At 72.7% G+C, this 3,684-nt stretch carries 6 protein-coding genes; 1 reads left to right on the forward strand and 5 read right to left on the reverse strand.

Features of this window, described 5'->3' with window-relative positions; genetic code table 11:
* From KBX39_RS26225 to KBX39_RS26240, 4 genes are all read right to left on the reverse strand, one after another.
* The coding region (locus KBX39_RS26225; protein WP_210873011.1) for an ATP-binding cassette domain-containing protein at positions 1 to 218 on the reverse strand (218 nt) is incomplete at its 3' end.
* The gene (locus tag KBX39_RS26230; protein ID WP_064448368.1) at positions 215 to 586 is read right to left on the reverse strand and encodes a hypothetical protein; all 372 of its coding nucleotides are present in this window, start codon (positions 584 to 586) and stop codon (positions 215 to 217) included. The genes KBX39_RS26230 and KBX39_RS26225, both read right to left, overlap by 4 nt.
* Entirely contained in the window at positions 586 to 1,188 is a 603-nt protein-coding gene (locus KBX39_RS26235) for a helix-turn-helix domain-containing protein (protein WP_167435554.1), read from the reverse strand. Before KBX39_RS26235 ends, KBX39_RS26230 begins: the two co-directional genes overlap by 1 nt.
* A gap of 70 nt (positions 1,189 to 1,258) precedes the next feature.
* On the reverse strand, positions 1,259 to 1,720 hold the full coding sequence (locus KBX39_RS26240; protein WP_064448367.1) for a MarR family winged helix-turn-helix transcriptional regulator: 462 nt from the start codon (positions 1,718 to 1,720) through the stop codon (positions 1,259 to 1,261).
* A gap of 92 nt (positions 1,721 to 1,812) precedes the next feature.
* Between KBX39_RS26240 and KBX39_RS26245 the strand changes: the two genes are divergently transcribed.
* Positions 1,813 to 2,904 carry an epoxide hydrolase family protein gene (locus KBX39_RS26245; RefSeq protein ID WP_064448366.1) on the forward strand — a complete coding sequence of 364 codons (1,092 nt, stop codon included), beginning with the start codon at positions 1,813 to 1,815 and terminating at the stop codon, positions 2,902 to 2,904.
* Positions 2,905 to 3,135: 231 nt separating this feature from the next.
* Here the strand turns inward: KBX39_RS26245 and KBX39_RS26250 are convergent, their stop codons facing one another.
* Entirely contained in the window at positions 3,136 to 3,600 is a 465-nt protein-coding gene (locus KBX39_RS26250; protein ID WP_064448468.1) for a DIP1984 family protein, read from the reverse strand.
* Between the last annotated feature and the right edge of the window lie 84 nt (positions 3,601 to 3,684).

A 3,684-nucleotide genomic window follows, 5' to 3' on the forward strand; every position in this document is an offset into this window, starting at 1 on the left:
CGGCCGTACTGCTGCCCGCCGATGGTGGCGGTGCCGCTGGTCGGCGTGACCAGCCCGGTCAGCATGCGCATCGTGGTGGTCTTGCCGGCGCCGTTCGGGCCGAGGAAGCCGGTGACCGCGCCGGGTCGTACGGTGAAGGTCAGGTCGCGTACGGCGGTGACGTCGCCGTAGCGTTTGGTCAGGCCCGACGCCTCGATCGCCAGGTGCTCGCCGGTCATGGCCGGCCCCGCGTCGCGCGCCCGATCGTCTCGGCGAGGCCCGGCGCGGCCGGGTCGGAGACCACCACCTCGTCGAACTCGCCGCCGGCCGCCGCGCGATCCAGCACCAGGTGCAGGCCGGGCTGACCGCGCCGGGCCGCCACGAGCTGCCGGGGGCCGCCGAACAGACCCCAGACGCCGATCTTGGCGAAGCCGGACACGGCGTACCCGCGCCGGGCGCCCCGGGCCAGCCGGATCGGCTCGTCCACCGGGGCGGCGTGCCGCACGGCGGCCAGGCGCAGCGCGAACCGCTCCCGCCCGACCCACATCCGCTCCCATCCGGTGAACCGGATGTCGATCACATCGCCGTTGAGCATTACGGAGGCCATCAGTCGTCGCCCTTCGTCGTGTCGGAGTCGTGCGCTGACGTGTGCGTGTCGCCGGGGGTCGCCGGGCGATCGGCGGGCATCAGGACGGTCGCCAGCAGCCGGGGGATCCGGCCGTCGCCGGGCCCTCTGGCGAGCAACGGGCCGACCAGCGCGTTGAGCCCGGCCGCGAACTCGTGCAGCTCGGCGTCGGTCAGGTGCAGTACGAGCTGCTGGTATCCGACCCCGTCGGCGACGAAGTCGACGCGGTCGCGGGCGAGGTAGCGGGAGAACTCGGACAGCAGGCTCGACACGAACGCGGTGAAGTAGCGCGCGTGGTCCTCCGGCGTGGCCGTGGCCAGGGCCGCCGGGTCCAGCGCCGCGCCGTGCGCGGGCAGCGCGTACACCCGCTCGACGGCGCCGCGCACCTTGCGCTCCTGCACCACGTCGAGCATCCCGGCCTTCACGAGCGTCGCCAGGTGCCGGTAGAGCGTGGCGTGCGGGACGTCGGGCAGCAGCTCGGCCAGGTCGTGAGTGGTCACCCGGGTGCCCGCCACGGCACGCAGGACGCGGAGCCGCACCGGGTGCAGCGCCACCTCCGCCCACCGCTCCATCGACATCGCCATGACTGAACCGTATCACTATCGATAGTGATATCGGTAGGGAGTGGGGCGACCGGGCGCGAAAGCCGGACGATCAGGCGGACGGACGGGTGTGGTGGGCCAGCACCCGAGCAAGGAGCCGGGTCAGGTCCGCGCGCTCGTCCGGCGTCAGCGGCGCGAGCAGGTCGTCCTGCACCTCGGCGAGTCGCTTCTCCAGCCGCCGCAACTGCCGCCGCCCCGCCGCGGTGATGGTGACGACGTTGCGCCGCCGGTCGGACGGGTCCGGGGCGCGGACCACGAACTCCCGCTCGGCGAGCTCGTTGAGGGCCGCCACCACGTCGCTGACGTGGATGCCGCTACGCCTGCCGAGCGCCGCCTGGCTGGCCGGGCCGAACTCGTCGAGCGTGGCGAGCAGCCGGAAGTGGTAGCCACGCGCGTCGACCGCCGCCAGCCCGTCGCTCACCAGCCGGCCGGCGCGTACGGCGGTCTGGGTGATCAGCCAGCTCGGCAGGCCGGCCAGGCGGGTGGGTACGACGTCCGGCTCCGGGTTCTCCACATGCCCAGCCTATCCAAAAACGTTGGCGTCCCCAACGATCTGCGCTATCGTTCGTCGCACAAACGTTAGTGGCACCAACGATCGGAGCTACCGTGATCGAGCCGTTCCGTATCCACGTCCGCCAGGCCGACCTCGACGACCTGGCCGACCGCCTGGCCCGCACCCGCTGGCCCGACGAGCTACCAGGCGCCGGGTGGGACTACGGCATCCCGCTGGCCCGCGTACGCGAGCTGGCCGAGCGCTGGCGCACCGCGTACGACTGGCGGCGGGCCGAGGCCGAGCTGAACCGGTATCCGCAGTTCACCACCACCATCGACGGACAGAACATCCATTTCCTGCACGTACGGGCCGCCGACCCGGACGCGCTGCCGCTGATCCTCACGCACGGCTGGCCCGGCTCGGTCGTGGAGTTCCTCGACGTGATCGGCCCGCTGTCCGAACAGTTCCACCTGGTCGTACCGTCGATCCCCGGTTTCGGCTTCTCCGGCCCGACCCGGGAACGCGGCTGGGACGTCGACCGCGTCGCCCGCGCCTGGGCCGAGCTGATGCGCCGGCTCGGCTACCGGCGGTACGGCGCCCAGGGCGGCGACTGGGGCTCGGTGATCTCCACCCGGCTCGGCGGCATCGACCCGGAACACGTCGTCGGCGTGCACCTCAACTACCTGCCCACGCCCCCGCCACCCGGCTGGACCGGCGAGGCCGGACTGTCCGGCGAGGACCGGGACCGGCTCGCCCGGATCATGCGACTCAAGACGCAGCGGCACCCGCACCAGGTGCTCTACGCCAGCCGCCCGCAGACCGTGTCGTACGCGCTCAACGACTCACCCGTCGGGCAGCTCGCGTGGATCGCGGAGAAGTTCACCGAGTGGACCGACCCGGGATCGGCCGTCAGCGTGGACCGCATCCTCACCGACGTCTCGGTCTACTGGTTCACCGGCACCGCCGCCTCGTCCGCGCGGCTGGTGCGGGAGAGCGCGTTCGGTGGCCCGCCCGCGCCCTGCCCGCCCCCGCTCGGAGTCGCCGTGTTCGCGCACGACATCACCCGGTCCGTACGCCCGATCGCCGAGCTGACGTACACGATCCGGCACTGGAGCGAGTTCGACCGGGGCGGTCACTTCGCCGCGCTGGAGGTGCCGGACCTGTTCGTCGACGACGTCCGGTCGTTCTTCTGGAACCTGCGATGACGCCTGGGACGAGTCGCGGAAGTCCCCTGTCCCACCCTCACCGTCGTGGATCTGCACCTGGTGGTGTGCCGTGCCCTGTGCGCCGTCACCTGTGTCCTGTGCTGGGCATGCGTTGTGTGCCGGGGAGTCGAACCCCTGCGCCTGCCCTCGGCGCGCCAGGAGTGAGCCGGATTGCCCGCCGGCTCTCGGGGGCGTGCACGCCTCCACGTCGGCTACCTGCTCCGCGACTCGTCAGTCCAGCAGGTCGACCTCCCAGTTCGTCCGCTGGATCGTGGTGTCCACCTCGCGGATCTGCCGGGCCAGCTCGTCGGCCTGCCGGCGCAGCTCCGCCACCGGCAACGCCGGAACCATCTTCAGCTCCGACCGGAGCTGACGGTAGCCGCGCTGGCCCTCGCCCGCGGCGGCGTCCGCTGCCGCTGTGACCACGCCGTGCCGCAGGCGCAGCACGTCGCGACGCGCGAGCGCGTCGGTGAGGGTGCCACCGTCCACGACAGTCGCGGCGTTCGTCCGGTTGATCCGCCGGATCAGCGTCTCCAGCTCACCGAGCACCCCGGCCGCCTCGACGAGCAGCGCCGAGGCGTCCTCGGCGGGCGTCTCGCCCTCCTGGTAGCGGGCGCTCGCGGTGATGCGGGCACGGAGCTGTTCGGCGCGTCGCGCCGCATCCGCCCGCAGCGCAAGGGCCTCCGCAATCTTCATGGCGAGCAGTATGGCCACAGGGGATCACGGGTGTCGCCGCGTTTTCCGGGGGCGGTGCGGCCCCGGGCGCCCGGGGCCGACCGC

Origin of the sequence: Micromonospora sp. D75 (assembly GCF_018070405.1) — a bacterium.
Taxonomy (GTDB): Bacteria; Actinomycetota; Actinomycetes; order Mycobacteriales; family Micromonosporaceae; genus Micromonospora; species Micromonospora chalcea.

Bases quoted from the DNA above. Each gene is read 5' to 3' on its own strand.
- KBX39_RS26230 (WP_064448368.1), bottom strand. From the start codon at position 586: ATGGCCTCCGTAATGCTCAACGGCGATGTGATCGACATCCGGTTCACC.
- KBX39_RS26235 (WP_167435554.1), bottom strand. From the start codon at position 1,188: ATGGCGATGTCGATGGAGCGGTGGGCGGAGGTGGCGCTGCACCCGGTG.
- KBX39_RS26250 (WP_064448468.1), bottom strand. From the start codon at position 3,600: ATGAAGATTGCGGAGGCCCTTGCGCTGCGGGCGGATGCGGCGCGACGC.